This is a genomic window from Streptomyces sp. F63, from assembly GCF_018070345.1.
Taxonomy (GTDB): domain Bacteria; phylum Actinomycetota; class Actinomycetes; order Streptomycetales; family Streptomycetaceae; genus Streptomyces.
The window spans coordinates 1-25,520 of the sequence record NZ_JAGPXX010000004.1; the positions used below are offsets into that span (position 1 = coordinate 1).

Genomic DNA, 25,520 nt, shown 5'->3' on the forward strand with positions numbered 1-25,520 from the left:
ACCCCGAGCAGCCCGGCAGCTTCCTGCCCAACGGTGCTGCCGCGAAGGCCGGACTCAACCGCAGCGTCCTCGACGCGGGTTGGGCGCAGTTCCTCGGAATCCTGGCGAACAAGGCTGAGAGTGCCGGTCGCCTGATGGTTCCGGTGGACGCGCGCAGCACCTCCCGCACGTGCCCCGAGTGCGAGCATGTCGCGAAGGAGAACCGCGTCACCCAGGAAAGGTTCCGGTGCACGACGTGCGGGTTCGCAGCGAACGCGGACCACGTCGGCGCGACGAACGTCCTCAACAGGGCCGGGCTGGCCCTCTGCGCGACGGCATAGCCACCGACGCAGGAAGCCCGCGCGTTTACGCGTGGGTGGAGTCACCACCCACGCATAGGCGCGCCGCTGCTCGGACCGCAGACAATCGAGGTACTGCGCTTGACTTCACGTCACGGCTCAAGCCCAGAGCGATCGTTCGTTTCGGATACCTCTTGGTGACCCCGTGGAGCAGACTGGAGCCCATGTCCGCCTACAAGACGATGTCGTTCCATCTTGAGACCGAGCGGCTGATACTGCGCCCCTGGGCCGAATCGGACGCCGCCGAGTTCTGCGCCCTCCTCGCCGAACGCGGCAAGGGGACGCCCACGGTCGAGCACATCCGGACGGCCATCGGGAAGCTGCTCGCCGGAACGGCGGCGACGGGGATCGCCCTGCTGCCCGTCCAGCGCCGCGACGAAGGGGACTTCATCGGCTACTGCGGGTTGATCACCGGCCGCACCACTCTGGAAGAGCCCGAGATCGCGTATGAGCTGTTCCAGCGGGTGCACGGGCACGGCTACGCCACCGAGGCCGCCGGCGCGGTGCTCGACGCCGCTGTCGCGACCGGGCGGAAACGGCTCTGGTCGACCGTCGGAACGTGGAACACACCGTCGTTGCGCGTCCTGGAGAAGCTCGGGTTCGAACGGGACCACGTCTCCACGGAGGACAGCGGTGAAGTGGCTTGGCTCACCCGCTCGTTGACGTGACGCGGGACCGCGCCCGTCCCCGGGACTTGATGCTCACGTGATCGAGTGCGCTCGGGCCGAGCGGCCGGTTTGACGACAGCGACGGCCGGCTTGGGGTCGGGCGGGAGTGGGGCTGGTCGCGGCGACGCCCAGCACCGAGCACGGGCACGGGCACGGGGATGGGGATGGGGATGGGATCGGGGCCTTCGTCCGGGCTCAGGCCGAACGCCGGTGGCGGCGCTCATCCCCCGCGATCCGGTAGTGGTAGCGGCAGACTTCCCGGAACCCCGCCCGCTTGTACAGCCGGACAGCGGGGGCGTTGTCCCGCTCGACCTGGAGGTACATGCGCTCGACATCGTGGGCGCGGGCCCAGCCGGCCAGCGCGGACAGCACTCCGCGAGCCGCGCCGCGGCCGCGCGCCAGGGGCAGCGTGGCCATGCCGAACACGCCCGCCCAGTCCGTGTCCGCGACCGCACGGCCCACCGCTACGGCCTCGTCCCCGAGCATCGCGGTGGCGTAGGCGGACGGCCCCTCCACGCGAGCGAGCAACTCCCGCTCGGCCCCGGGGTCGACGCCGTGGCCCTGTACGGCGTGCCAGACCTCGGACCACGCCGGTGACGGGAGACCGTCCAGCCGCACACGCAGCGGCGACTCACCGGAAACCGGCATCCGCTCCAGAACTCGCGCGGCCGACGCCACTTGCAGGGACACCAGGCTCTCCCGCCGGTAGCCGCGCTCCGCGAGGAGCGGATCGAGACCGTCCGGGCAGACCGGCGGGCTGATCTGGAACCGGGCCGTCCCGCCCCGGTCGGCGTAGAACCTCTCGGCCTCGCCGACCCTGCGCGCCAGTTCACCGGGGCGCCGGGTGGCTCCGTGGGGCAGCACCGTCCCGACCCACCAGGGGGATCGGGGGGCGTGGCGCAGCCACCACCCCCCGATCCTCTCCACCCGCTCCGCCGGAAGGGCCCGGGCCGCCCTCTCCTGCAGCCCGCGCACCTCCTCCGGGACCAGCACGGCGAACTCGGACACCATCGGCACGGACACTCCTTCCAGAACCGGCGGCGGACGCCGGACGCCGTGACGGGTCCGTATCCTGACGTTGCGGAACCCCCGGAGGCAACGGCACCCGGGCGCCCGCCCGCTCACCCGCCCCCGGATCGGCCCGCGCATGGCCCTCGTAGGCGTACAGGCGCACCCGCGACAGGGAGGACCGGGCAGACACGGTGATCTCAGCGGCCCCGCAGGACACGGTCCGCGAACTTCTCGACGGCGTCCACCACCGCCTCGAAGCGCACTGAGGGGAACAGGTCGAAAGCGTGTTGCGCGCCCGGGAGTTCGGCGTGGACGACAGGGCTCGCGGACGCGGTGCGCAGTGTCCCGGCGAACCGGCGGGCCTCCGTCACCGGGACGACCGTGTCCCGGTCACCGTGGACGATGAGGAACGGCGGCGCGTCCGCCCGGACGTGGGCCGCCGGTGACGAGGAGCTGTCGTCGTCGTAGTACGGGCCGAAGTAGCCGCCCAGGCAGACGGCCGCGGTGACCGAGGTGTCGGCGTCCTCGAACCCCGGCTGCAAGACGGCGTCGTTCGGCGTGAGCGCGGCCAGGGCCGCCATGTGCCCGCCCGCCGAACTGCCCGCGACGAACAGCCGGGACGGATCGGCGCCGTACTCCGGTCCATGGGCCCGGACCCAGGCGATCACCCGCTTCAGATCGACGAGGTGGTCGGGGTGGCGCGCGGCCGGCTTCAGGCGGTAGTCGGCGCTCACGCAGACCCATCCCCGGCTCGCGAGGCGGTACAGGAGAGGGAGCGACTGGGTGTTCTTGCGGCCCTGCCGGTATCCCCCGCCGTGCAGATGGATCAGCACCGGGCCGCCCACCGGGCGGGAGCGGTGGCGGTAGACGTCGAGCAGGTTGCGGCGGCCGGCGTCACCGTAGCGGAGGTTCGGTATCCGCTCGACGTCGCGACGCCGCAGGGGCACCGGCGCGAGCAGGGCCCGGACGAGCCGGCGGCGCCGGCCGGGCCTCCGCTCCTGGCCGGCACCGGCGGCTGCCCGCCGGTCCGGCCCCAGCCCTTCGGCGAGGGCCCGCTCCAGTACCGGGGCGGCCCGCAGACCGCGCCGCGCGATGACCACGAGACCGGCGCCCGTGAGAGCCGCCACCCCGAACACCGCCCAGGCAGCCGGAGTCGCGATGTCCCCCTGAGCGAAGGCCGTCAGCGTCGAGGCCAGCAGCCAGTAGCCGCCCAGAACCGGCGCCTCGGTGAGCAGCAGCCCGAGGCGGAAGCTCAGCCCGGCGAGCGGCCGCGGCCGCCGCGGCGGGGCCAGCGCGCAGAGCGTCACGGCCGCGATGACGGCCACGCTGATCAGATATCCGACTGGCACGAAGTCCCCGTTCGCCTGCTCGCCTGCTCGCTTGTTCGTCTGCTCGCCGGACCTTCGTCCCCGTCACGACGTATGCGCGGTGCGCCAAGGCCGGGCCGGAAACCGTCCACTCAGCGTGCCGCCCGGCCCGCCCGCCACTCCGGGGCGAGCACCGACCAGATCTCCGTGTCGAACCGTTCTCCCCCGCGCGGGTAGTCCTGGCGCAGCACGCCCTCCCTCGTCATCCCCAGCCGCCGGGCGACGCCGATGCTGGCTGTGTTCCCCACCGCGACCCGCCACTCCACACGGTGGATGCCCCGCTCCTCGACGGCCCAGTCGATGATGACGCGCGCCGCCCTGGTGACCAGGCCCCGCCCCACCGCCGACGGCTCCAGCCAGCAGCCCGCCTCGGCGGTGCCGTGCCGCACGTCGAAGGTACGGAAGAGCACACCGCCGACGAGCCCGCCACCCAGCCGGATGCCGTAGATCCGCCCGGTGTCGGCGGCCGCCTTCTCCGCGTACGACACGAGGTACGCCCGGCTCGACTCCGGATCCGTCACCACGTCGGCCAGGCCGGTGTACTGCCCGATGTACTCCCGCCCCCGGTCGATGTGGGCGAGGAGCTCCCCGGCGTGCCAGGGCTCCAGCGGCCCCAGCTCCGCACCGTCCTCGCCCAGGGATACCGCGAACATCTCTGTCCCCCAGCCGTGTTGGCCCACAGACACCGCAACACGCCGCGCGCTGCGGCGGCATCCTCCCACGGCGGGGCCCGCGCGCCCCAGCGGATTCCCCGCACCACAAGGGCAACGGTGATCAGCCCGCCCCTCTCGGCCGGACGGCCGGACGGCCCGGCAGCCGGCACTCCGCCCAGACAGTCTTCCCCGGACCGTCGCTCCGGGGCGACCAGCCCCACCGGTCGGCCAGCGCTGCGACGAGGCGCAGCCCCCGCCCCGACTCCGCCGCCGGGTCCCGCTCTCCCGGCGGCACCGGCAGCCGCTCGGCCCGGGTGTCGGTCACCTCCATCCGTACGCACCCGGTGCCGAAGGCCATGCCGATCCGGAAGTCCCGCCCGGGGACATGCCCGTGCCGTACGGCGTTCGCGCTCAACTCCGCCACCACCAGCGTCACGGCGTCGTGCGCCTCGCTTCCGTACGGCACGCCCCGCTCGTCCAGCCACTGCCCGGCCAGCCGCCGCGCCAGCCGCGCACCACGCGGTGTGGAGCTGAAGCGCAGGGCGAAGTTCTGTGCGACGGACGGGATTCCGACAAGGGCCGCGTTCTGCCCGGTCTCGCTGTTCATGCCGCCACGCTGGCGGCTGAGACCGGGCGTGACCAGCGGTGACGCGCCCCGTCCGCTCAACTGTCCCCTCACCGGCCACCGTTGTGCTGGCGGGGACAGCCGAAGCGGTGCGCTGTACGCGGCGCACGCGCACCGTTCGCGGCGTTGTACGCGCTGTGCGGCGTTACCGGTCCCGGGCCCGTCCGGTTGGGCAGTGCTGAGCATACGGCCGGCTGGAAGGACGGTGGGGCACATGCACGAGGGGGACGACATGCGCGAGGAACCGACGGCACAGGAGACGACGGAGGCGGCCCGGTGCCAAGGCCCGTCGGCGGCCGCCGGCTTCGGGCACCGCGACGACGAGGCGGGAACGGGCATCGTGACGGCGTTCGGCCGCCGGCCCGCGCCCCTGCTCAGCTTCATCATCGAGGAGGCGGCCCTTCGCAGGCCCATCGGCGGGCGCACGACTCTGCGAGGGCAGTGGGAGAAGATGCTTCGCCTGGGGCAGTTCCGCAACGTGGAGATCCAAATCATGCCGACCGAGCATGAGGATCACGCGGCCCTGGGAGGACCTTTCACGCTGATCGACGCATCGACGGGACAGCGCGTCGCCTACACCGAGGTGCAGGACGACAGCCGTCTCTACACCGACCGCTCAAAGATCCGCGAACTCGAAACCCGCTATGGCATCCTCCGGTCTCAGGCACTCACACCGCGTGAGTCATCGACTTTCGTCGAGAGACTGTTGGGAGAGGCATGAACGCTGAGCGCTCGGAGTCGGCCGTGCCCGAGGCAGCATGGTTCAAGAGCAGTTACAGCACCGGTGGAGGCGGTGAGTGCGTGGAGGTGGCCTCCATGAAGGACTCCGTCCACGTCCGGGACTCCAAGAACCTCACCGGACCGGTGCTGACCGTGTCCCCGGACACCTGGTCGTCCTTCGTCGGGCTCGTCACCGGCCCGTCCGCCTGACCTCCTGCACGGCGAAGCGAGGGAGCCCCGCCGCGCGCCTGTCGGCGTGGCAGGGCTCCTTGTTCGGGACCGCCGGGCTGGACAGCCCGGATCGCCGATATGCGTTCTCGTGCCGCTGATGCCGACCGGGCCGAGCACGAGCGGCAGCGCCAGGTGGTCCTCGGGCGCGAGGGGAGGCGCTCAGCCGCCCTGCCGTCATGGCCAGGAGCGGCTCACCAGGGCAGAGGCCCCTGGGCGTCGAAGTAGCCCCCCGTGGGGCCGCCCGGGCCCGCCTGCGCCATGCGGACGATGATCTCGGCGCCCTGTTCGACGGTCTGGATGCCGGTGTTCCCGTTGAGGTCCGTCTTGGTGTAGCCGGGCTCCACCGCGTTGATGCGCAGGTCCGGAAACGCCTTCGCGTACTGCACGGTGAGCATGTTGAGCGCGGTCTTCGACGCCGGGTACGCGACGCCCGGATAGGCGTGGGCCGGGGTACCGGCGGTGGTGACCCGGGTGAGGGAGGCCAGGCCGCTGCTGACGTTGACCACGACCGGGCAAGCGGACCGCCGCAGCAGCGGCAGGAACGCGTGGGTGACCCGCACCGTGCCGAAGACGTTGGTCTCGAACACCCGCCGCATCATGTCGGCGGTGACATCGGCAGCGCCGATCACGCCGTTGTCCTCGTTTCTTCCTTCGACGCCGGCGTTGTTGACCAGCACGTCCAGTCCCCCCTCCGCCTCGATGGCTCGGGCCGCGGCCTCGACGGAGACATCGTCGGTGACGTCGAGTTGTACGGTCCGCGCGCCCAGCCGCGCGGCGGCCCGGCGGCCGCGCCCGGAGTCCCGGCTGCCGATGTAGACGGTGTGGCCCGCGGCGATGAGGCGGCGGGCGGTCTCGAAGCCGAGACCCTTGTTCGCTCCGGTGATCAGTGTTCTGGTCATGTCCCCACCGTCCTGCGGGACCGTGCGGCCGGCCAGGCGTCCGTTCTTCCTGGGACCGGCAGTACCAGGCGGCCGGACGACAGGCGGTGCACACTGGCAGGCATGGCGGCGACGGAATTCGGGCGGGCGGTGCGCCGCTGGCGCGAACGGGTCCCGCCCGAGGCGGCCGGGCTGCCCGCCGGCGGGCCCCGGCGCACGACCGGGCTGCGCCGCGAGGAGCTGGCCATGCTCGCCGGGATGTCCGCCGACTACGTCACCCGGCTCGAACAGGGCCGCGCCGCCCACCCCTCGCCCCAGATCGTCGAGGCATTGGCCAGGGCGCTGCGGCTGTCGGGGGACGAGCGCGCCCACCTGTTCCGGCTGGCCGGTCTCGCGCCGCCGGGCCCGCGGACGGTGCCGGTGCACATCACCCCGAGTGTCCAGCGGCTGCTCGACAGACTGACGGGGACACCCGTGGCGGTCTATGACGCGTCCTGGACCCTCCTCTTGGCCAACGCGCCGTACGCGGCTCTCATGGGGGATCCGTCCGGCCGGCGTGACGACGATCGCAACGCCGTGTGGCGCCACTTCCTCGGCCCGGGCACCCGGGCCCGCCACACGCCGCAGTCCCTGCGCGACTTCGAGGCCGCGCTGGTCTCCGACCTGCGCGCGGCAGCCGGCCGTTACCCGGCGGACCGGCGGCTGCGGCGGCTCATCGCGGAACTGCGCACCAGCAGCGACCGGTTCGCCGCGCTGTGGGAGGCCGGTGCGGTGGGCCGGCACGAGGCCGCCCGCAAGACCATCGACCACCCGCACGCCGGACCACTGACACTGGACTGCGACATACTCACCGTGGCGGGCAGCGGCCTTCGGATCATGGTCTACACGGCCGAACCCGGCACCGAGGACGCCGAACGCCTCGCCCTGCTGACCGTGCTCGGAACGCAGACGCTCACCGATCCCGCCAACTGACACGTTCACCAACGGAGATCACGGGTCTTCAACCGCCGGCCCCCGAAGCCGGGTCGGTGAGTCCGGTCGCGCTTGGCCGCCGCTCCGGGGAGCAACGGGCCGCCGGATCCGATCCGCTGTCAGCGAAGCCGGCTGCGCGTCCCGCTCGCACGGTGCTTGGGTGGCGGAATGGAGATTCTGGTGCTGGGTGGAACGGCGTGGGTGGGCCGGGAGGTGGCGCGGCCGGCGTTGGCGCGCGGCCACCGGGTGACGTGCCTCGCGCGCGGGGAGAGCGGCGAAGTCGCGGACGGGGCACGGCTCGTGGCCGCCGACCGGCGCGAGCCCGGTGCGGACGAGTCGGCGGCCCTGCTCGCCCCGACCGACCGGAGCGAGGTGGACCGCTCGCTGTACGGGGAGGCGAAGGTCGCCTGCGAGCAGGCGTCGGCGGCGGCCGTGGGCGACCGTCTCCTCATCGCCCGCGCGGGTCTCATCGGCGGGCCGGGCGACCACTCCGGGCGCTCCGGCTACTGGGTGGCCCGAGTGAATCACCGGTAGCTGCGGCTGACGGCTGCCCCCGTGGCCCGCCTCCCCGGGAGGGGGCCGGCGCCGACCCCACCAGGTCCGGCCCCGGCCGGTCGCCGCAGCGACGGCGGCCCACGGCGGGCCGTGGGCGACGGGCGCCAGGCAACGGGCGGGCGCAGGGGCCCTGCACGCCGCCGCCGTCCGTACGGGCCCCGGGCACGGCGCACGCCGATGCGACGGTGCGGGTGGAGCCGGGCACGGATTACGGGGCCTGGGAGGGGTGGGGCACCTCGCTCGCCTGGTGGGCGAACGTCTTCGGCGACCGGGACGACTTCGCCGACGCCTTCTTCACCCTGGACGACGTCCCGTACGACGGCCGTACGCTCCCCGGTCTGGGGGGGTGCGGCCGCGCGGGCCCGGCGCACGGACGTGGGCCGGGGCCGGGGCCGTGGGCGGGGGGCCGTAGGCGGGGGGCCGGGACTCGTCCTCAGTCGAGGATGTGCCGCAGATACGCGCGCGGGTCGTCGAGGTAGCGGCGCCAGTGGTCGACCAGGGCGAGGTCGCTCCACTCCGTCCGGCGCATGCCGTGGTCGCCGACCTCGACGATGTCCGCGCCCGGCAGGGCGGTCAGCAGCGGGGAGTGGGTGGCGCAGACGACCTGGCCGCCGTTCTTCACCAACTGGTCCAGGTGGCCGAGGAGTTCCAGGCAGGAGGAGAAGGAGAGAGCGGCCTCCGGCTCGTCCATGACGTACAGCCCGGGGCGGAGGAACTTGCCCCGGAACGCCGCGAGGAAGCCCTCGCCGTGGCTGACCGAGTCGGGGGCGAAGCCTTCCCGGTCGAGCGCGTCGAGGGCCGTCTCGGCGCGCAGGAAGAAGCCCTTGCGGGCCGCCCAGTTGCCGAGCATGCGGCGTCCGCGCGGCGCCGCTTCGAAGCGGATGCGCTCGCCGAGGACCGACTTGCCGCGGTGGCTGGCGTAGCGCCAGTCGTGCGAGCCACCGTAGGGGTCCAGGCCGAAGGCTTCGGCGAGGGCCTCGACCAGGGTGGACTTGCCCGAGCCGTTCTCGCCGACGAGGAAGGTCACCGGCGCCGTGAAGCGCAGCCCGTCCGCGAGGAGGCCGCGCACACAGGGCACGGACCAGGGCCACTCCCCCTCGTCGTGCGACTCCACATGTGCGTACGCGCGTTCGACGATCACGGGCCGAGTCTCGCACAGGACCGGGCGCAGCGGACGTGCGCGGCGCGGCCGGTGGTGGCGTCCGGGCGGGCACGGGACCGGGTGCGGGCGGGCACGGGACCGGTGCGGGCGGGCGGGACGTTACCGGGGGCCCGGCAGCAGCGGCCCCGGCGGGGCGGTCTCGGCCAGGCGCACCAGGGCGCCGGCGATGTCGCGGAGCTTCATGCTGGTGCGCTGGGAGAGGGTGACCAGCAGCTGGAAGGCGTCCTCGGGAGCGCAGCGGCGTTCGGCCTGGACGATGCCGATGGCCTGGTCGATCACACCGCGCGAGCGCAGGGCCTGCTGGAGCTGGGCGATCTCCTGTTCCAGCTCGCGCCGGCGTCCGGTGTCGTCGGCGGTCTGCTCGACGTGCTCCGCGTAGCGCCGCTGGGCGACCGCGGTGTGGGTGCGGGCGGCGGGGGTGCCGGCCTGCCCGTAGGCGCGTTCGACGCGCCGCAGGTCCTCGTGGAAGGCGGTGACGTCCTCGACGTGGTGCAGGAGCGCGGTGATCTCGCCGCCGGGGCCGGTGACGGGGCTGTTGACCGGGCTCCAGTGCATGTCGCGGAAGCCAGTCGGGCTGTCCCGGAAGGGAACGGGATACCTCTGGACCTTCATGGTGTCCACGCCCGCCCCGCTCAGGACGCGCCGCAGCGAGGCGCCCAGATTCGCCACCCCGTCCGCCTGCGGGTCGTGGGGGTTGTCGGGGAAGGCGTCGAACACGTGCAGCTGGAGCAGTTCATCCCGCTCCCGGTACGTCGCCGACGCATAGGCGCGGTTGACGTCGCTGATCACCAGATCGGTGGTGAGGACGAGGAGGGGCGCGGTCGTGGCGTGGAAGACAGCCTCGAAGTCGCGGGGGGACGCGTCGGACGGTGACATGTCCAGAACCTAACCCGTCCCGGCTGTCACTCTCTGCTCAGGGCCCCGGCCCCGGCCCCGGGCAGCACCGCACCCCCGGAGCCGCCCGGGGGGCCGTCCGCGGACGGCTCCTCGGCCTGCCGGCCCTCGGCCTGCCGGTCCGCCGCCGGTCCCGTCTCCAGGACGACACGCGCCCGCGGCCGGTCGAGGTTCAGCCCGGCCAGGGCGACGAGCACGACGAGGGCGAAGGCGGCACCGCCCAGGGCGAAGCTCAGCGTGTACTGGCTCTCGGCGGGCAGCGCGGGCGCACCCGGCGGCAGGTCCGGCAGGGTGCCCGCAGCGAGGAGCGCGGTGATGACGGCGCTCGCCACGGAGCTGCCCACCGACCGGGAGATCGAGTTGAGGCCGCCCGCGATACCGCTCTGGTGCGCCGGTACGCCGGCGACGATGAACGCGGGCAGGGTGGCGAAGCCGAAGGCCACGGCGATGCCGGTCAGGACGCCCCCGGTGACGACCGCCGCGGGCGTGCCGTGGGCGAGGGCGAGCACGGCGAAGCCGGCGACACCCGCGCCGGCTCCGGCGGCCAGGGTGATCCGGGGGCCGAGCCGGTGCGCCAGCACTCCGCCGAGCCGGGCCGCCGCGAGCGAGGCCGTCGCTCCCGGGAGCAGGTAGACGACGGAGGCCCGCAGCACGGAGGCGCCGAAGCCGTACCCCGCGATGTCCGGGGGCGTCTGCACCAGATACGAGACGCCGATGAACTGGGTGAACAGGCCGAAACCGAGCAGCACTCCGGCGATGTTGGTGAAGAGCACGGGCCGCAGCAGGAACATCCGCAGATCCACCATCGGCTCCCGCACCCGGCGCTCCACCAGCACCCACACGGACGTCGCCACCGCCGCGCCCGCGAGGCAGCCGAGCACCCGGGGCGAGTCCCAGCCCCAGGTGTTTCCCTGGGACACCGGTAGCAGGAAGAGCACCAGGGCGGTGGCCAGGAGGGCCGCCCCCGCCCAGTCCGTGCGCCCGCCCGCGGGCTCCGGGGACGGCGGCACGGCCAGGGCGACGGCGGCCAGTGCGACGGCCGACAGTGCGGTGGCGAGCCAGAAGACGCGGTCGTAGCCGGCCTCGGGTCCCCGGGTGAGCAGTCCCGCGCCGACCAGTGCGGATCCGCTGCCGAAGGCCAGGGTTCCGCTGACGAGGCCCATGGCGCCGGGCAGCCGGTCGGGGCGCACCTCGTCGCGGAGGACGGCGAGGGCGAGCGGGAAGAGCGCGGTGGAGGATCCCTGCAGGACGCGGGCGGTGATGAGCAGCGGGAGCGAGCCGGCGGTGGCGGCGAGGACGGAACCGGCGGTGGTCAGCGCCAGGACGCCGAGGAGGACGGGCCGCTTGCCGTGCTGATCGCCGAGGCGTCCCAGCAGCGGGGTGGACACGGCGGCGGAGAGCAGGGTCGCGGTGATCAGCCAGCTCGCGGCGGAGGAGCTGAGGGACAGCTCGTTCCGGATGACGGGCAGGATCGGCACGACCACGGTCTGCATCACGGAGACGACCATGGCCGCCGGCGCGAGCGCCAGGACGAGGAGAGGGCCGGGGACGGAGCCGGGGGCGGGTCCGGTGATACGGCCGGGGAGGGAGCCGCGGCCCCGGGGCGGGCGCGGTGCGCCCCGGGGCCGCGTGCGGCGTGTTGCCGGCATGTCGGTGTCGGTGCTTTCTGGGTGTGCGGGGCCGGCCGGGCCGGTTCGCCCGGGCGGGCCGGGCGGCGCGGCGGGGGCCAGGCGGCCCGGACCGGTGCGGGGAGTCAGGCGAGCGGCACGTCCAGGACGGCCTTGTGGTGGCTGAACGCGGCGAGGGAGTGACGGCCGTGGTAGTTGCCCATGCCGCTGGGGCCGACGCCGCCGAACGGCAGTTCGGGGACGGCGAGGTGGTAGATGGGCAGGCCGAAGTTGAGCGCTCCGGAGGAGGTCTCGGCGGCGAGCCGCTCCCGCGTGGTGTCGTTGTCCGTGAAGGCGTACAGGGCGAGCGGCTTGTCGCGCTCGTTGATGAAGGCGATGGCCTCGTCGAGTCCGTCCACGGTGACGAGGGGCAGCACGGGGCCGAAGATCTCCTCGCGCATCACCGGCGCGTCCGGCCGCACGTCGGCCAGCACGGTGGGGGCGATGTACCGGTCGGCGCGGTCGTGGCTGCCGCCGGTCACCGTCCGCCCCGAGTCCAGGAGGGCGGCCACGCGGTCGAAGTGGCGCTCGTTGACGATGCGCCCGTACGCGTCGGAGGACCGCGGGTCGGGGCCGAAGAGCTGCCCGATGGCGGCGGTGAGGGCCGGTTCGAGGGCGCGGGCGGTGTCCGGGTCGGTGAGGACGTAGTCGGGGGCGACGCAGGTCTGCCCGGCGTTGGCGAACTTCGTCTGGGCGAGCCGCGCCGCCGTCGCGGCCACATCGGCGTCGCGGTCGACGAAGGCCGGGGATTTGCCGCCGAGTTCGAGGGTCACCGGGGTGAGGTGCTCGGCGGCCGCCTTCATGACGATGCGGCCGACGGTCCCGTTGCCGGTGTAGAAGACGTGGTCGAAGCGCTGGGCCAGCAGGGCGGTGGTCTCCGGGACTCCGCCCTCCACCACGGCGACGGCGTCGGTGTCCAGGTACTCGGGCAGCAGCCGGGCCACCAGCGCCGAGGTGGCCGGGGAGAGCTCGCTCGGCTTGGCCACCACCGCGTTGCCCGCGGCCAGCGCGCCGGCGACCGGCACCAGCAGCAGGTTGACGGGGTAGTTCCAGGCGGAGATGACCAGGGCCACGCCCAGGGGGTCGTACTGGGTGCGGGCCGTGGTGCCCTCCGGGAAGGCGGCCTCGGGAACGCCCGCGGGCTGCGGACGCAGCCACTCCTCCAGGTGCTCCAGGTAGTGGTCGATCTCGGTGACGGTGCTGGCGATCTCCATGGAGTCGGACTCGGCGCGGCTCTTGCGGAGGTCCGTGTGGAGGGCGGCGGCGATGGCGTCGCCGTTCTCGGTCAGCAGCGCACGCAGCCGGGCGAGCTGCTGCTTGCGCCAGGCGAGCGGCTTGGTGCGCCCGCTGCGGAAGGCGGCGCGCAGGCGGCCGGCGAGGGCCGCCGCGTGCTCGGCGGTGAAGGCGGTGTCCTGGTGGGTGGTCGGGGTCGCTGTCACGGTCGTGTCCCGTTCTGTCGGAGGAGTGGTGGGAGGGGCTGCCGGGCCCCGCCCGCGGCGCTGCCGTCCGGCCGCTGGCCGGGGGTGTTCCGGTGAGGCGTCGAAGGAGCGGCGGGCGGGGGCGGAAGCGGGTGGGTGGGCGGAGGCCGGGGCGGGCACCGGGGCGGAGCGGGCGGTTCACCGCCGGGGCGCGGGGGTCAGGGGGCGGCTCCCGCGTCACCGAGCAGTCCGGTGAGCAGCGCGTCCACCGCCGGGCGGAGCAGCCGTTCACCGCCGGGTACGGACTCCAGGCCGAGCACGAGGGCGATGCACATGTCGGCCGCCCCGGCGGGGTCGACCGCCCCGCCAACCGCCCGGGCCGGACCGACCGTCCCGGTGCCGCCCGGCGGCCGCCGGGCGTCCGCCGCCGGGCCGCCGGACGGCCGGGGTTCCGCCGCGGGGCCGGCCGGCCTGTTCTCGTCCGCCTCCTCCTCGGCCGGGTCCGCGCCCCCGAGGCCCGCCTCGGTGAAGACCCGGATCAGCAGGGTGCGCAGGTCGGCGGTGAATCCGTGGCAGATGTCACCGAACAACCGGGCCTTCTCGTCGAGGAGTTCGGCGGTGTGCGGCGAGTCCCCGGACAGGTCCAGCACCAGGCGCAGCTTGGCCTCCAGGACGCCCCGGACGCGGGTGGCGGGCGGGGCGTCGGCGGAGGCGGCCCGCCGGGCCCGCTCCAGCGCCCGCGTGTGCAGGCGCTCGGCGAGCCGGCGGACCGCGTCGTCCTTGCCGCGGACGTACTGGTAGACGGCCGACCGGGACACGTTCATCGCGCCGGCGATGTCGTCGACCGTGGTGCGCCGTACGCCGTACCGGATGAGGCAGTCGTACGTGGCGTCCAGGACCTCCGTGAGCCGGTCGCCGCTCACGGTCAGCCCAGGGCCTTGGCCAGTTCGGCCGCGAGCGGGCCGGAGGAGGCCGGGTTCTGGCCGGTGTAGAGGTTGCGGTCGACGACGACGTTCGGGGACCAGGGCTCGGCCTCGGCGTACTCCGCGCCCATCGCGACGAGGCGGTCCTGGAGCAGCCACTTCGCCCGGTCCGCCAGGCCCGCCTGCTGCTCCTCGGCGTTGCTGAATCCGGTGAGCCGGTAGCCGGCGAACGGCGTGCCGCCGTCCGCGCCGACGGTGGCCAGCAGCGCGGCGGGCGCGTGGCAGACCACGCCCAGGGGGCGGCCCGACGCCAGGGTCCGGGTGAGCACGGCGGCGGAGTCGGCGTTCACGGCCAGGTCCTCCATCGGGCCGTGGCCGCCGGGGTAGAAGACGGCGTCGTAGCCGGCCGGGTCCACGTCCTCCAGCTTGACGGGCCGCCGGAGTTCGCCGATCGCCGCGAGCCTCTTCGCCATCGCGTCGGCGCCCTCCGGGCCGCCGTTGACCTCCGGTGCGAGGCTCGCCTTGTCGACCGCGGGCGCGACGCCGCCCGGGGTGGCGACCACGATCTCGTGGCCCGCGGCGGTGAACACCTCGTACGGGGCCACGGCCTCCTCGGCCCAGAAGCCGGTGGGGTGCCGGGTGCCGTCGGCCAGCGTCCAGTAGTCGACGCCGGTCATCACGAACAGGATCTTTGCCATGGGGGTGCTCTCTTTCCGGGTTCGGGTCCGGGTGCCGGTCCGGGTGCCGGTTGGGTCGGTGGGCGCTCCGGTGGTCCGGCGCTCCCGTGCTCCGTGTTCTCTCTCGGGTGACGGTCTGACGTTCTGCACTCAGAGCGTCAGTTCGCCCGCACCCCTGACCGTAGGGGGCCTCCGCTTCCGCGATCCAATAGGATTCACAAGATGAGAAATAGGGAATCCAATGGCTCGCGGGAGGCGTCGCGGGAAGTCCCTTCCGGGCCGCACCAGGGCTCTCCGGCGGGAGCGCCGGACCCGTCGGACCGTCCGCCGGGCGCGTCCGGCTCCGGGCAGGCCCCGGCCGCGCCACTGAATCTCTCTCTGCTCCGCACCTTCCTGGCCGTGCACCGGACCGGCTCGTACACGGCCGCCGCGCCCCTGCTCGGCCTGTCCCAGCCGACCGTGACCACGCAGATCCGCGCGCTGGAACGGCACCTCGGGCGCCAGCTCTTCGAGCGGCAGTCGCGCGGGGTGGCGTCCACGCCCTTCGCCGACGACCTGGCGGACCGGGTCGCCGGCCCGATCGACGCCCTCACCGCGGTCGCCGACCGCGACCGGGCCGACGGGGACGCCGCCGCGCCGGTGCACCTCGCCGGGCCGGCCGACTTCCTCGGCTCCTGCGCCCTGCGCGTCCTCGCACCGCTGGTCGCCCGCGGTGTGCGGCTGCGGGTCGCCACCGGCCTCTCCGACGACCTGCTGGAGGGCCTCCGGGCCGGCCGCCACGACCTGGTCGTCTCCTCCCGCCGGCCGCGCGGCCGCACCCTGGAGTCCGTACCGCTGGCGGACGAGGAGTTCGTCCTGGTCGCCTCGCCCGGGTGGGCCCGGCGGATCGGCCCGGACCGGGTCGCCGCCGAGGGGCCGGCCGCCCTGTGCGGGGTACCGCTGGTGACGTACGCGGAGGACCTGCCCATCGCCCGCCGCTACTGGCGCCACGTCTTCGGCCGGCGTCTCACCGGGCAGGCCGCGCTGACCATGCCGGATCTGCGGGGTGTGCTGACGGCCGTCGCCGCCGGGGCCGGCTTCACCGTCCTGCCGAGCTACCTGTGCCGGGCCGAACTCGCCTCGGGCGCCCTGGTCCCGCTGCTCGACCCGGAGGACCCGCCCATCAACACGGCCTATCTCGTCCAGCGCCCCGGCACCGCGGACAACCCGCATGTGGCGCTGGTCCGCGACCATCTGCTGAGCGAGTCCCGCACCTGGTGACCCGGCGGGCCGCGGGGCGGCCGCCGCCGGCGCCGCCCGGGGGACGTCAGTCACCGGCGTGCGCCGTCAGATGTTCCAGCATCAGGCGGTTCAGCACGCCGGGGGCCTCCTCGGGCACCCAGTGGCTGACGCCCCGCAGGCGCTCGAAGCGGTAGGGCCCCTTGACGTGGCGCCCGGTCTCCTCGGCCGCGGCGGGGCCGAAGGCCGTGTCCTCCGTGCCCCAGACGTACAGCGCGGGCACACCGGTGGCACCGATCGCGTGGCGGGGGCGGGGGGCCCGGTACCAGTTCAGCGCCCCGGTCAGGGCGCCCGGCCGCGACAGGTGCCGCACGTACTCCTCGACCCGCCGCGCCGGGACCCCGCCGCCGTAGAGGGCGCGCAGTTCCCGGGCGCCGTCCGCGAGCATGCGCCGCTCGGTCGCCGGGTCCCGCCACTCGATCATGTACCGCGAGCGCTCCCGCTGGTCCGGGTCGGTGCGGAGGGTGCGCGCCAGGGCGCCCGGGTGCGGGGTGGACACGACGGTGAGGGTGCGCAGCCGGTCCGGGTGGGCGTCGGCGGTCCACCAGGCCACCGCGCCGCCCCAGTCGTGGCCGACCAGATCGAAGACCGGCCAGCCGAGTGCACCGGTGATCGCCACCACGTCGGCGACGAGGGAGTCCATGCCGTAGGCGGCGGGGTCCTCCGGGCGGACCCCGGTCGCGTACCCCCGCTGGTCGGGCGCGGCCACCCGGAACCCCTCGGCCGCCAGGGCGGCGATCTGCCCCTCCCAGCCGAGCCCGGTCTGCGGGAAACCGTGCAGCAACAGGACCGGACGGCCGTCCTCGGGCCCGGCGACGAACGCCTCGAACACTCCGCGGGAGGTCGGGATCCCCACCTGAACGGCCATGCTCCACCACTCCATACCAACTGGTCGGTCCAGCTTTTGGCAGGGAAGGTGATCTGTCAAGCGAGCTGTGCCCCCGCACGGTGTTCCGCGGGCCGCCGGTGTTCCACGGCCCAACGGCCCCCCGGCGGGCGGGCTCCGCGCCCGCCCGCCGGGGCCCCGCGTCAGCGGCTTCCGGAGGCGGGAGCGAGCGCCGGCCCGGACTCCGGCCCGGACTCCGGCCCGGGCTCCGGCTCCGGCCCGGGCGGAGGCTCCGTGGCCTCCGGGCGGACCCGGGGCAGCCGGCGGCCGAGCCATCCGGGCAGCCACCAGGTGGCACGCCCCAGCAGGGCCATGGCCGCGGGCACGAGCACCATGCGGACGAGCGTGGCGTCCAGCACGATGGCGGTCGCCAGGCCCAGGCCCATCATCTTGACGAGGGGTGAGGGGTTGGCGACGAACCCGAGGAACACCACCGTCATGATCAGCGCGGCCGAGGTGATCACGCGGCCGGTGGCCGCCATGCCGCGCGCCACGGACTCGGTGGCGTCCCCCGTCGCCTCGTACTCCTCGCGGACGCGGGAGAGCAGGAACACCTCGTAGTCCATGGACAGGCCGAAGAGGACCGCGAAGAAGATCGTCGGTAGGGGCGAGGCGATCGGCAGGGTCCCGTCGAGGCTGAACAGGCCGCCCAGCCAGCCCCACTGGAACACGGCGACCACCACGCCGTAGGCCCCGCCGATGGACAGCAGGTTGACCGCGGCGGCCTTCAGCGGCAGCGCCACGGAACGGAAGACGACCATCAGCAGCAGGAACGACGCCACCAGGATCGCGGCGATCAGGACCGGCAGGGTGTCGGCGAGCTGCCCGGTGAGGTCGTCCGTCACAGCGGTCCCGCCCGCCACGGCGGCATGGCCGGGGAGGAGGCCGCGGACACGCGCGAGCGTCTCCGACGTCCCGTCGTCCGCGGGACCGGTGGCCGGGGTCACGGGCAGCACGACGGTGTCCCCGGCCGCGGAGGTCCGCGGCTCGCCGACCGCGACGATGCCGGGGTCGGCGGCGATGCGCCGGGCCAGCCCGGGGATGTCCCCGGCGTCGGCCCCCGGACCGCGCAGATCGGCGACGACGAACAGGGGCGCGTTGAAGCCGGGGCCGAACCCCTCGGCCAGCAGATCGTGCGCGCGCCGGTGGGTGGTGCTCGTGGAGTCGTCACCGGCGTCGGGGAAGCCCGTCTCCATGTGCAGCGCGGGTGCGGCCAGCGCCAGCAGCACCGCGGAGGCGGCGAGGAGGTGACGCCACGGCCGGGCGGACACGCGGTGGGCGAACCGCCACCACGCCGTGTCCTCGGTCCTCTTCGCGGGGCGCTTCCGGCCCCGGCGCCAGGTCTTGTGGACGCGGTCACCGAGGAGCGCGAGCAGGGCCGGCAGGAGCGTCAGGGCGGCCGCGACGGCGAAGGCCACCACGAGAGCGGTGCTCAGGCCGATCGACGTCAGGAAGCTCAGACCGGTCAGCGCGAGGGCGGCCATCGCCGCGACGACGGTGCCGCCCGCGAACAGCACGGCCGAGCCCGCCGAGCCCATGGCGTTCGACAGGGCGGTGGCGTTGTCCTGGCCGGCGGCACGGTTCTCGCGGTGGCGGGCCACGACGAACAGGGCGTAGTCGATGCCGGTGCCCAGGCCGATCATGGCGCCGATCGTGGGGGCGGCGGTGGAGACGTCCATCGCGTTGGCCAGCAGCAGGATGCTGCCCACGCCGGCGGCGACGGCCACCAGGGCGAGGGCGATCGGCACCAGCGCGGCCACGACCGTGCCGAAGGCCACCACCAGAATGACCAGCGCGGCCACCAGGCCCGCCGCTTCCGCCCCCGAGGTCTCCGTCTCGGCGTTGAGGAAGACGGCGTCACCGCCCAGTTCGGCCACGACGCCCGCATCGCGTGCGGGCTCGATCGCCTCGGCCAGGGCCTCGATCTGCCCCGGGTCCACGTCCATCACGGGCACGTCGAACGTGATCCGGGCGACGCCGATGCGCCCGTCGGGCGAGAGAGCGCCGGCGGTGAAGGGACCGGCCGCCGACGCGACGTGCTCCACCTCGGCGAGCCGGGCCACCGCTGCGTCGACGGCCTCCCGGTGCCGCCGCAGCCGCTCGCCCTCCGGCGCGGCGAAGACCGCCACGGCACTGCCGCGGGACGCGTCGGGGAACCGCTCTTCGAGCAGCTCCATCGCCTTCGCGCTCCGGCTGCCGGGAGCGACCAGGTCGTCGGCGAAGGCCCCGCCGACCGTGCCGGCCAGGGGCAGGACGAGGAGGAGGGCGACCGCCCAGGCGGCGATGGCGGCCCAGGGCCGGCGGGCGCTCGCGCCGCCGATGCGGCGCGTGAATCGGTCCATGGCTGTGTGTGCTCCTGTGGGACGGCCGCCGCCCGGGGGCGTTGCCCGGTACGCCGCGGCGAGACGTACGGGGCCGGCGCGGGGTTGCCGTGAGACGGCGTGAGGTGGACGTGGGGGGTGGTTCCATCGTGGGCGCCGGCGCCCGGGCTGTCCCCGGCCGCCGGACGGGTCCGCCCCTCCCCCGCACGGCGGGGAGGCCGCGGCGGCGCCTCCCCCGCGCGGCGGAGGAGGTGATCCGCCCGCGGGCGGGTGACCACGCCTCCGACCTGCCCCTACGATGGTGGGCCCGGTCGATCCCGGCGGCTCGCCGCGGCACCGGAAGCCTCTCCCCGGGAGCGATGATGAACCGCACGGCGCCGCCGCCCCCCGGTACTCCGCTCCCCGGCGGGCCGGACCGGTTCCGCGGGCCCTTCGCCCGCCGGCCGCGCGCGGCCGACGCCGTACTCGCGGCAGCCGTCCTCCTGCTGACGGTGTTCGTGGAGGAGGCACCGGGCGGCACGCTCGCCCTCCGCCCGGTCACCGCCGTCCCCCTCCCCGTGCTGCTGCTGTTCGCCGCGGCCGGTGCGGCGCTCTACCGGCGCCGCCGCGAGCCGGCGGCGGTGCTGGCGGTGGTGCTGGCCGCCTGGGCCCCGACGCTGGGAAGCCGCTACGCCACGATGGGCGGGATGGTGGTCATCGCGCTGTACAGCGTGGGGAAGTACGCGGGTGCCACCCGGTGGAACCGTCTCGGCGTCGTCGCGGCCCTCGCCGCGCTGACCGTCGACGGCCTGCTGGGCTCCGTTCCCTGGGCGGACATCGGCTTCGGCGTCCTGGTCCTGGCCGGCGCCTGGTACCTCGGCCGGCGCCTGCGGCTGCGGGCGGAACGCGCCGTACAGCTCCGGTACGAGCAGGCCGCCGAGGCGCGCCGGATCGTCACCGAGGAGCGCAGCCACATCGCCCGCGAACTGCACGACGTGGTGGCGCACCGGGTGAGCATGATGACGGTGCAGGCGGGTGCGGCCCGGATGGTGGCCGCCCACGATCCCCAGGAGGCCCGGGAGGCGATGGCAGCGGTCGAGGAGGCCGGGCGCCAGGCACTGGACGAGCTGCGTCATCTGCTGGGAGTGCTGCGGCCGGACGCGGACGCGGACGCGGACCGCGAACGGCTGGGGCCGCAGCCCCGGCTGGACGATCTTCCCCGGCTCGTCGATCAGGTCCGCGAAGCAGGTCTGGACGTCTCGGTCGACATCTCGGTCGACGGCGGTGCCGGAGCCCCTCTCCCGGCCCGGGTGGAACTGTCGGCGTACCGCATCGTCCAGGAGGCCCTGACGAACGTGCTCAAGCACAGCGGGCCGCGGACCCGCACCGAGGTGCGTCTGGGCAGGGAGGACGGCGATCTCGTGATCGAGGTGGCGGACGACGGCCGGGGAGCCGCCGGCCCGGCCGCGGCGGCCGGCACCCGGGACCCGGTGCCGGGGCACGGCATCGTCGGCATGCGGGAGCGGGCCCTCCTCCTCGGCGGCAGTCTCGACGCGGGGCCCCGGCCCGGCGGCGGGTTCCGGCTGGCCGCCCGGCTGCCCGCGGGAGGGGAGGCCGCGTGAGCATCCGCGTCGTCGTCGTGGACGACCAGGCGCTGGTCCGCCGGGGCTTCGTCATGATCCTGCGGGTCCACGACGACATCGAGGTCGTGGCCGAGGCGGGGACCGGGCAGGAGGCCGTCGAGGCGGCCCGGGCCCACCGTCCGGACGTGGTCCTCATGGACATCCGCATGCCCGGCATGGACGGCATCGAGGCCACCTCCCGGATCCTGCGGGAGGCGGACTGGGACGCCCGGGTGCTGATCCTGACCACCTTCGACCCGGACGAGTACGTGTACGAGGCGCTGCGCGCCGGTGCCAGCGCCTTCGTGCTCAAGGACATCCCGCCCGAGCAACTGGCCACCGCCGTGCGCACCGTGGCCGGGGGCGGGGCGCTGCTGGCCCCCTCGATCACCCGGCGCCTCGTCGACCGGTTCGCGGAGCGCCGCGTGAACACGGCGGTGGCGGGCCGCCTGGAACGGCTCACCGAGCGCGAGCGCGAGATCGTGGTGGCCGCGGCCCGGGGCGCGAGCAACGCGGAGATCGCCGCCCGGCTCTTCATCGGGCCCGCCACCGTCAAATCCCATGTGTCCAGCATCCTCGGCAAGCTCGGCCTGCGCGACCGGGTGCAGATCGTCATCTTCGCGTACGAGAGCGGCCTGGTCGAAGCGGGTGGCCTGGACATCGGCCACTGACCCGGGCCGCCGACCCGGCCATCGACCCGGGCCGCCGGGGGCGCGGCCGCTACGCCGCCGGGGCGGGGGCGGCGGCGGAGGCGGCGGCGACGCGGGGCAGGGCCGTGACGGCCACGGGACGGGCCAGGAGCGAGTAGCGCCCCGTGTGGTCGTCGGCGGTGAGGCGGAACGGCAGGCCGTCGGCGAGCCGCACGGCCGCGGCCTGCTGCCGCAGGTCGTCGGCGGCCCAGCGGCGTAACGCGGCGGGCGCGTCGGCGTACCGCTCCGGCACGGGGCGGAGGATGCCTTCCGCCGCCCACGGCTCCGCCGGGTCGGGGTCGAGCCCGTCGGCGATCCGGTGCGCCTGGGCGCGGAGCCAGCGGAGCGCGAGCCGTCGGGTGGGTGCCGCGTAGCCGCCGAGCCGCACGGCGACGGTGCGGCCCGCCACCGGTCCCTCGGCGGTGACCTCCGACCAGTAGACGCAGGCCGCCGACGCGCCCGGCCGGGGCCCGCCGTCCACGGCCACCCCGTGCGGCGCGACGGTCAGCGCCCGGCGCGGGGCGGGCGCCGCCGGCCGTGCCCCGGACGCCGGGACGGCGGGCGCGCGCGCCCCGAAGTGCCGTACGGGGGGCGGGAGTCGGGCAGGGCACGGGGGGAGGCGGAGGTCGTTGGCCACGTCCCCGAACCCTGCCGCGCCGGCGCCGTGTTGACCAGAGGGGGCGCACCGTCACCCGAGGGCTGTACGGGCACGGCGCCGCCCGGTACGCGCCGTGCGGAGGGCCGGTGTGCGGTGCGGCGGCGCACATGCGCACCCGTGCCCCGGCCCGTGCGCCGGTGTGCGAGTGGGCCTCCGGCCCGGGGCCGGTGCCCCGGCGTACCGGCGTGTTCCGCCCGGTGCGGCGCCCGGTATGGCCCCGGTGCACGGGCCGGACCGGACCGGACCGGACCGTGCCGGTGCGCGGTGCCTCACGGCACGGTGACGGCATCCGGCGGGGACGAAGGGGCGGAGCCGGGTGACCTCCCGCGCCCGTCAGCGGCAGGGCGCCGCCACGTCCAGGCCCTTCAGGTAGCGGTCCCGTTCCCTGGCGGGCAGGGGCTGGCTCACCAGGCCGCACAGCAGGCCGCGCCACGCCTCCACGCCGGCCGTACGGCGGACGATCCTGCGGTCGGGGCCGAGGGTGAGGAGGTCGTCGCCGGGGCCGGGGACCACCTGCATGCCCTCGTAGGGCTCCGCGGAGGCGGCCGGGGGGTCCGTGGCCCAGACGTCGAGCTGATCGCCACTGGCCGCGTCGAGGATGCGCACCCCCCGGGAGGTTTCGGTGCGGAAGCCCTGGAACACCAGACTGCCGTCCCGGCTGAACGCCGCGTCACCGGTCATCTCCGGCAGTCGGCCGGTGGCGCGCACACGCTGTCCGGAGTCGAGGCGCACGACGTACAGATGGCTCTCCCTGTCGGAGAAGGCCGCCTGCTTCCCCTCGTGGTCGACGCCGATGCCCACGGCGTCGACCTCGGACGGCAGGGTGGTGTGGGCGGTGTGCTCGAAGGTGTGGTCGCCGTCCCAGCGCCAGGTGTCGACGTCGTTGGTGCCCTGGCCCAGGACGACCAGGGTCCTGCGGTCCCCGCTCAGGCCGAGGGCGGGGGTGTCGTACACCAGTTGCGGCTTCACCGTGCTGCGGGTGCAGGCCCGGGTGTCGAGCACTTCCACGGCGCCGTTCCAGGCGCCGACGACGTGCCGGTCACCCGGGAGGAAGAACACCGCAGGGGGAATCAGGTCCTGGTGGAGCCCCTCGATGTCCACGCGGCAGTCCGTCCGCTTCCCGGTGCGCAGGTCCCAGATGGCGAAGCGCGTGTGGGTCTCCCCCTTGGTGTCCTCCACGCTCTGCATGCCGACGTACCGCTTGTCGCCGCTGAGCGTGTAAGCCGTGTCCTCCTCGTTCACGGACGGGTTGACGTACGGAATCCGGCCGAGGCGGCGGCCGGTGCGCGGGTCCCAGAACTCGGTGTGCCGCTCGGTGCGGCGCACCGCCGTCCGCCCGTCGGGGGTCAGGTCCCCGTAGGTGAACTCCCCGTCGCCGAGGGCGACTCGCTGCCCCCGCCGGGCTCCGGTGGTGTAGAGGTTCAGCTCGCCGCCGTACGAACCGGCCGCCACCTGGGCGCCGTCGGCCGACGCGGCGAGAGCGCCGGCCGGCCGGGCCAGGCGCCCCAGTTCCGTACCGGGCCGCAGGCGTGCGTCGTAGAGCCGGACGCTGCCGTCGCGCCCGCCCACCACGACGGTTCCCCCGCCGCCCGCGACCGTCATGTTCTCGTAGTTGCCCAAGGACCGTTCGGCGATACGGCGGCGCTTCTCCAGGTCCCACACCTCCGCGCGCTCCGGCGTCCGGGTCAGGGCTTTGCGCGCCCCGTCGAACAGCAGGATCCCGCTGTGTTGCAGGGCTCGCGCGGGGGCGGGGGTCATTCCCGGCAGGGAGCGGGCCGCCTCCCAGCGCGCCGGCTCCGGCAGGAACTCCCGGACCTCCCGGCGCCCGCTGTCGACCAGGGTCATCCGGGAGCCGTCCGCGGAGAAACCGAGCCCGATCCGGGTGTCGCTGACCCTGAGACGGGCGATCTCGCGCCCGCTGGACGCGTTCCACACGACGGCGTACGCATGGCCCTCGGGGGTGTAGTGGGAGGCCGCGACCCACCGTCCGCCGGGCGAGAGGGCGAGGGCATGGAGACCCTGCACGACGCGGGGAAGGTCCTTCGTGTGCCCCGTGGCCACCGTGCGCAGCAGCTTGCCGGTCCGGGTGTCCCACAGCTGGATCCGGTTGAGGTAGGCCTCCGTGGCGAGGATGCCGCCGTCGCGGCTCAGCGCCCTGGGTCTGCTGTCGTCGCGCAGCAGGCCCGACTGCCGGGCGGAGCGCACGTCGTAGAGCCGTATGCCCTGGACCCGGTCGTACTCGGAGCGGTACGCGGCGGTCGTGCCGTCCGCGCTGAGGACGACGTCCGTCTGGGCCGGGCGGCCCGCGCCCTGTTGTCCCAGCACGGAGTCGGAGTCCGCGCGCAGCCGCCGTCTGGCGTACGGCGCGGCGGCCACGGCCTGGGCCAGGGCGCGCCGGGACTCGGGGGTGGACCGGGTCTCCTCGGCGTAGAGGGCGTACTGCGCGGCCTGGTTGGGGCTGGTGGCGAGGAGTTGCCCGGAGCGGGCGGCGAGCGCCTGCGAGGCGGAGACGCGGGCCTGGGCCACGGCCTCGTCGCGCTGTCTGGCGGCGTCGAAGAAGCCGTAGACCGCGAGGACGAGCAGCGTCACGAGCAGGGCGACGCCCGACCAGCTGAGCCGTTTGACGAACCGGAGCTGCCGGAAGTCGTCGTGCTCCAGCTCTTCCTTGGGGCGGCCGTGCAGCGGCGAGGCGAGGGTGGCGACCGCGGCGCGGAAGGGCGGGTAGCGCAAGGAGTGATGGGCGCGTTCCCCGATCTCGCGGAGGTCCACCCAGAGCGGCGCGGACGTGAAGTGGCCCGCCAGGTTGCGCGGCAGGCATGTGGTCCTCCGCCAGTCGAAGTCGCCGGCCCTCTCGTCCCACTCGATCTCACCGCTCGCGACGGCGATGAGCAGGTGTTCCGTGTCGCGCTCGCGCAGCCAGTAGTCGATTTCCCTGGCCACCCAGGGCGAGGCGGCGGCCTCCGGGGAGGCGAGCAGGATGAGGTAGCGGGAGCGCGCCAGTTCGCGCTGGATGGACTGCCACAGGTCGTGGTTCGCCGGCAGGCTGGTGACATCGCGGAACACGCTCATCCGCATGGGCCGGAAGCGGGAGACGGCCAGCCGTTCCAGGCCCCGCTGGAGCTTCCTCGCGAGCGGCGCGTGTTTGCTCTGGCTGTACGAGATGAAGGCGTCGCGCTGCTTCGCACCGCCGGCCGCCGGGGCCCGTGCCGCGGCGTTCTCCGCTCCTTCGGCCTCTTCCGTTCCCTCCACGGCGTCAGCCATGGCGTCGTCCCCCGTGTCCATGCCGCCCCCGAACGCGCCGAACCAACTTCCATGTGTACCACGCTGG

23 protein-coding genes and 2 pseudogenes are annotated in these 25,520 nt (G+C 74.7%); 10 read left to right on the plus strand and 15 right to left on the minus strand.

From position 1 onward, the window contains the following. Positions 1-320: zinc ribbon domain-containing protein (locus KBZ10_RS05995; protein WP_210986457.1), on the plus strand; the 320-nt coding region annotated here is incomplete at its 5' end. Positions 321-502: 182 nt separating this feature from the next. After that, positions 503-1,006, plus strand: a complete 504-nt coding sequence (locus tag KBZ10_RS06000) for a GNAT family N-acetyltransferase (RefSeq protein WP_210986458.1) — start codon at positions 503-505, stop codon at positions 1,004-1,006. A gap of 195 nt (positions 1,007-1,201) precedes the next feature. On the opposite strand, the gene KBZ10_RS06005 is transcribed toward KBZ10_RS06000, so the two are convergent. From KBZ10_RS06005 to KBZ10_RS06020, 4 genes are all read right to left on the minus strand, one after another. Next, a complete protein-coding gene (locus KBZ10_RS06005) occupies positions 1,202-2,017 on the minus strand; it encodes a GNAT family N-acetyltransferase (protein WP_210986682.1) in 816 nt (271 codons plus the stop codon). Between the two features lie 197 nt (positions 2,018-2,214). Next, on the minus strand, positions 2,215-3,366 hold the full coding sequence (locus KBZ10_RS06010; protein ID WP_307847226.1) for an alpha/beta hydrolase: 1,152 nt from the start codon (positions 3,364-3,366) through the stop codon (positions 2,215-2,217). Between the two features lie 110 nt (positions 3,367-3,476). Next, complete coding sequence (locus tag KBZ10_RS06015) at positions 3,477-4,037, minus strand: GNAT family N-acetyltransferase (protein WP_210986459.1); 561 nt, start codon at positions 4,035-4,037, stop codon at positions 3,477-3,479. Positions 4,038-4,158: 121 nt separating this feature from the next. Continuing rightward, positions 4,159-4,644 (minus strand): ATP-binding protein, encoded by a 486-nt coding sequence (locus tag KBZ10_RS06020; RefSeq protein ID WP_210986460.1) that lies wholly within the window; start codon positions 4,642-4,644, stop codon positions 4,159-4,161. Between the two features lie 232 nt (positions 4,645-4,876). Here KBZ10_RS06020 and KBZ10_RS06025 point away from each other — a divergent pair, with 232 nt between their 5' ends. Next, positions 4,877-5,383 carry a DUF5753 domain-containing protein gene (locus tag KBZ10_RS06025; protein WP_210986461.1) on the plus strand — a complete coding sequence of 169 codons (507 nt, stop codon included), beginning with the start codon at positions 4,877-4,879 and terminating at the stop codon, positions 5,381-5,383. Next, positions 5,380-5,592, plus strand: coding sequence for a DUF397 domain-containing protein (locus KBZ10_RS06030; protein ID WP_210986462.1), 213 nt, complete (start codon positions 5,380-5,382; stop codon positions 5,590-5,592). Before KBZ10_RS06025 ends, KBZ10_RS06030 begins: the two co-directional genes overlap by 4 nt. Before the next feature lie 212 nt (positions 5,593-5,804). Here the strand turns inward: KBZ10_RS06030 and KBZ10_RS06035 are convergent, their stop codons facing one another. Continuing rightward, the gene (locus KBZ10_RS06035; protein ID WP_210986463.1) at positions 5,805-6,512 is read right to left on the minus strand and encodes an SDR family NAD(P)-dependent oxidoreductase; all 708 of its coding nucleotides are present in this window, start codon (positions 6,510-6,512) and stop codon (positions 5,805-5,807) included. A 102-nt stretch (positions 6,513-6,614) separates the two neighbouring features. On the opposite strand from KBZ10_RS06035, the gene KBZ10_RS06040 reads away from it, so the two are divergent. The 3 genes and pseudogenes from KBZ10_RS06040 to KBZ10_RS29165 all read left to right on the plus strand — a co-directional run. Continuing rightward, positions 6,615-7,463: a helix-turn-helix transcriptional regulator gene (locus KBZ10_RS06040; RefSeq protein ID WP_210986464.1), complete on the plus strand. Its 849-nt coding sequence runs from the start codon at positions 6,615-6,617 to the stop codon at positions 7,461-7,463. A 168-nt stretch (positions 7,464-7,631) separates the two neighbouring features. Further along, positions 7,632-7,982, plus strand: a pseudogene (locus KBZ10_RS06045) (oxidoreductase); the annotation flags it as partial. A 182-nt stretch (positions 7,983-8,164) separates the two neighbouring features. After that, positions 8,165-8,362, plus strand: a pseudogene (locus KBZ10_RS29165) (beta-1,6-galactanase); the annotation flags it as partial. Between the two features lie 89 nt (positions 8,363-8,451). Here KBZ10_RS29165 and KBZ10_RS06050 read toward each other — a convergent pair. The 6 genes from KBZ10_RS06050 to KBZ10_RS06075 all read right to left on the minus strand — a co-directional run bounded on the left by KBZ10_RS06050 (position 8,452) and on the right by KBZ10_RS06075 (position 14,780). Next, complete coding sequence (locus KBZ10_RS06050) at positions 8,452-9,159, minus strand: AAA family ATPase (protein ID WP_210986465.1); 708 nt, start codon at positions 9,157-9,159, stop codon at positions 8,452-8,454. A gap of 120 nt (positions 9,160-9,279) precedes the next feature. Then, complete coding sequence (locus KBZ10_RS06055; protein ID WP_210986466.1) at positions 9,280-10,056, minus strand: ANTAR domain-containing protein; 777 nt, start codon at positions 10,054-10,056, stop codon at positions 9,280-9,282. A 26-nt stretch (positions 10,057-10,082) separates the two neighbouring features. Continuing rightward, entirely contained in the window at positions 10,083-11,723 is a 1,641-nt protein-coding gene (locus KBZ10_RS06060) for an MFS transporter (RefSeq protein ID WP_210986467.1), read from the minus strand. Between the two features lie 104 nt (positions 11,724-11,827). Continuing rightward, the gene (locus KBZ10_RS06065; RefSeq protein ID WP_210986468.1) at positions 11,828-13,180 is read right to left on the minus strand and encodes an aldehyde dehydrogenase family protein; all 1,353 of its coding nucleotides are present in this window, start codon (positions 13,178-13,180) and stop codon (positions 11,828-11,830) included. A 197-nt stretch (positions 13,181-13,377) separates the two neighbouring features. Further along, positions 13,378-14,082 (minus strand): helix-turn-helix domain-containing protein, encoded by a 705-nt coding sequence (locus tag KBZ10_RS29170; RefSeq protein WP_307847228.1) that lies wholly within the window; start codon positions 14,080-14,082, stop codon positions 13,378-13,380. 2 nt (positions 14,083-14,084) lie between these two features. Beyond that, positions 14,085-14,780 (minus strand): type 1 glutamine amidotransferase domain-containing protein, encoded by a 696-nt coding sequence (locus KBZ10_RS06075; RefSeq protein WP_210986469.1) that lies wholly within the window; start codon positions 14,778-14,780, stop codon positions 14,085-14,087. Between the two features lie 201 nt (positions 14,781-14,981). Here KBZ10_RS06075 and KBZ10_RS06080 point away from each other — a divergent pair, with 201 nt between their 5' ends. Continuing rightward, on the plus strand, positions 14,982-16,019 hold the full coding sequence (locus KBZ10_RS06080; RefSeq protein WP_210986470.1) for a LysR family transcriptional regulator: 1,038 nt from the start codon (positions 14,982-14,984) through the stop codon (positions 16,017-16,019). A 46-nt stretch (positions 16,020-16,065) separates the two neighbouring features. On the opposite strand, the gene KBZ10_RS06085 is transcribed toward KBZ10_RS06080, so the two are convergent. Together KBZ10_RS06085 and KBZ10_RS06090 are read right to left on the minus strand one after the other, a co-directional pair. Continuing rightward, positions 16,066-16,905, minus strand: coding sequence for an alpha/beta fold hydrolase (locus tag KBZ10_RS06085; RefSeq protein ID WP_210986471.1), 840 nt, complete (start codon positions 16,903-16,905; stop codon positions 16,066-16,068). Positions 16,906-17,066: 161 nt separating this feature from the next. Beyond that, complete coding sequence (locus KBZ10_RS06090) at positions 17,067-19,265, minus strand: MMPL family transporter (RefSeq protein ID WP_210986472.1); 2,199 nt, start codon at positions 19,263-19,265, stop codon at positions 17,067-17,069. A gap of 341 nt (positions 19,266-19,606) precedes the next feature. Here KBZ10_RS06090 and KBZ10_RS06095 point away from each other — a divergent pair, with 341 nt between their 5' ends. Both KBZ10_RS06095 and KBZ10_RS06100 read left to right on the plus strand, forming a co-directional pair. Then, positions 19,607-20,845 (plus strand): sensor histidine kinase, encoded by a 1,239-nt coding sequence (locus KBZ10_RS06095; RefSeq protein ID WP_210986473.1) that lies wholly within the window; start codon positions 19,607-19,609, stop codon positions 20,843-20,845. Beyond that, positions 20,842-21,516 carry a response regulator transcription factor gene (locus KBZ10_RS06100; RefSeq protein ID WP_210986474.1) on the plus strand — a complete coding sequence of 225 codons (675 nt, stop codon included), beginning with the start codon at positions 20,842-20,844 and terminating at the stop codon, positions 21,514-21,516. The genes KBZ10_RS06095 and KBZ10_RS06100 overlap by 4 nt, the downstream gene beginning before the upstream one ends. A 49-nt stretch (positions 21,517-21,565) precedes the next feature. On the opposite strand, the gene KBZ10_RS06105 is transcribed toward KBZ10_RS06100, so the two are convergent. Together KBZ10_RS06105 and KBZ10_RS29985 are read right to left on the minus strand one after the other, a co-directional pair. Then, entirely contained in the window at positions 21,566-22,015 is a 450-nt protein-coding gene (locus KBZ10_RS06105) for a hypothetical protein (RefSeq protein WP_247701912.1), read from the minus strand. A gap of 510 nt (positions 22,016-22,525) precedes the next feature. Then, on the minus strand, positions 22,526-25,453 hold the full coding sequence (locus KBZ10_RS29985; RefSeq protein ID WP_210986475.1) for a toll/interleukin-1 receptor domain-containing protein: 2,928 nt from the start codon (positions 25,451-25,453) through the stop codon (positions 22,526-22,528). Positions 25,454-25,520 lie beyond the last annotated feature (67 nt).

What these genes read in the sequence shown, in the direction of transcription:
- KBZ10_RS06095 (WP_210986473.1), top strand. Translation starts at nt 19,607, where the DNA reads ATGAACCGCACGGCGCCGCCGCCCCCCGGTACTCCGCTCCCCGGCGGG.
- KBZ10_RS06030 (WP_210986462.1), top strand. Translation starts at nt 5,380, where the DNA reads ATGAACGCTGAGCGCTCGGAGTCGGCCGTGCCCGAGGCAGCATGGTTC.
- KBZ10_RS06075 (WP_210986469.1), bottom strand. Translation starts at nt 14,780, where the DNA reads ATGGCAAAGATCCTGTTCGTGATGACCGGCGTCGACTACTGGACGCTG.
- KBZ10_RS06080 (WP_210986470.1), top strand. Translation starts at nt 14,982, where the DNA reads ATGAGAAATAGGGAATCCAATGGCTCGCGGGAGGCGTCGCGGGAAGTC.
- KBZ10_RS06060 (WP_210986467.1), bottom strand. Translation starts at nt 11,723, where the DNA reads ATGCCGGCAACACGCCGCACGCGGCCCCGGGGCGCACCGCGCCCGCCC.
- KBZ10_RS06040 (WP_210986464.1), top strand. Translation starts at nt 6,615, where the DNA reads ATGGCGGCGACGGAATTCGGGCGGGCGGTGCGCCGCTGGCGCGAACGG.
- KBZ10_RS06090 (WP_210986472.1), bottom strand. Translation starts at nt 19,265, where the DNA reads ATGGACCGATTCACGCGCCGCATCGGCGGCGCGAGCGCCCGCCGGCCC.
- KBZ10_RS29985 (WP_210986475.1), bottom strand. Translation starts at nt 25,453, where the DNA reads ATGGCTGACGCCGTGGAGGGAACGGAAGAGGCCGAAGGAGCGGAGAAC.
- KBZ10_RS06035 (WP_210986463.1), bottom strand. Translation starts at nt 6,512, where the DNA reads ATGACCAGAACACTGATCACCGGAGCGAACAAGGGTCTCGGCTTCGAG.
- KBZ10_RS06005 (WP_210986682.1), bottom strand. Translation starts at nt 2,017, where the DNA reads ATGGTGTCCGAGTTCGCCGTGCTGGTCCCGGAGGAGGTGCGCGGGCTG.
- KBZ10_RS06085 (WP_210986471.1), bottom strand. Translation starts at nt 16,905, where the DNA reads ATGGCCGTTCAGGTGGGGATCCCGACCTCCCGCGGAGTGTTCGAGGCG.
- KBZ10_RS06025 (WP_210986461.1), top strand. Translation starts at nt 4,877, where the DNA reads ATGCACGAGGGGGACGACATGCGCGAGGAACCGACGGCACAGGAGACG.
- KBZ10_RS06020 (WP_210986460.1), bottom strand. Translation starts at nt 4,644, where the DNA reads ATGAACAGCGAGACCGGGCAGAACGCGGCCCTTGTCGGAATCCCGTCC.
- KBZ10_RS06055 (WP_210986466.1), bottom strand. Translation starts at nt 10,056, where the DNA reads ATGTCACCGTCCGACGCGTCCCCCCGCGACTTCGAGGCTGTCTTCCAC.
- KBZ10_RS06015 (WP_210986459.1), bottom strand. Translation starts at nt 4,037, where the DNA reads ATGTTCGCGGTATCCCTGGGCGAGGACGGTGCGGAGCTGGGGCCGCTG.
- KBZ10_RS06000 (WP_210986458.1), top strand. Translation starts at nt 503, where the DNA reads ATGTCCGCCTACAAGACGATGTCGTTCCATCTTGAGACCGAGCGGCTG.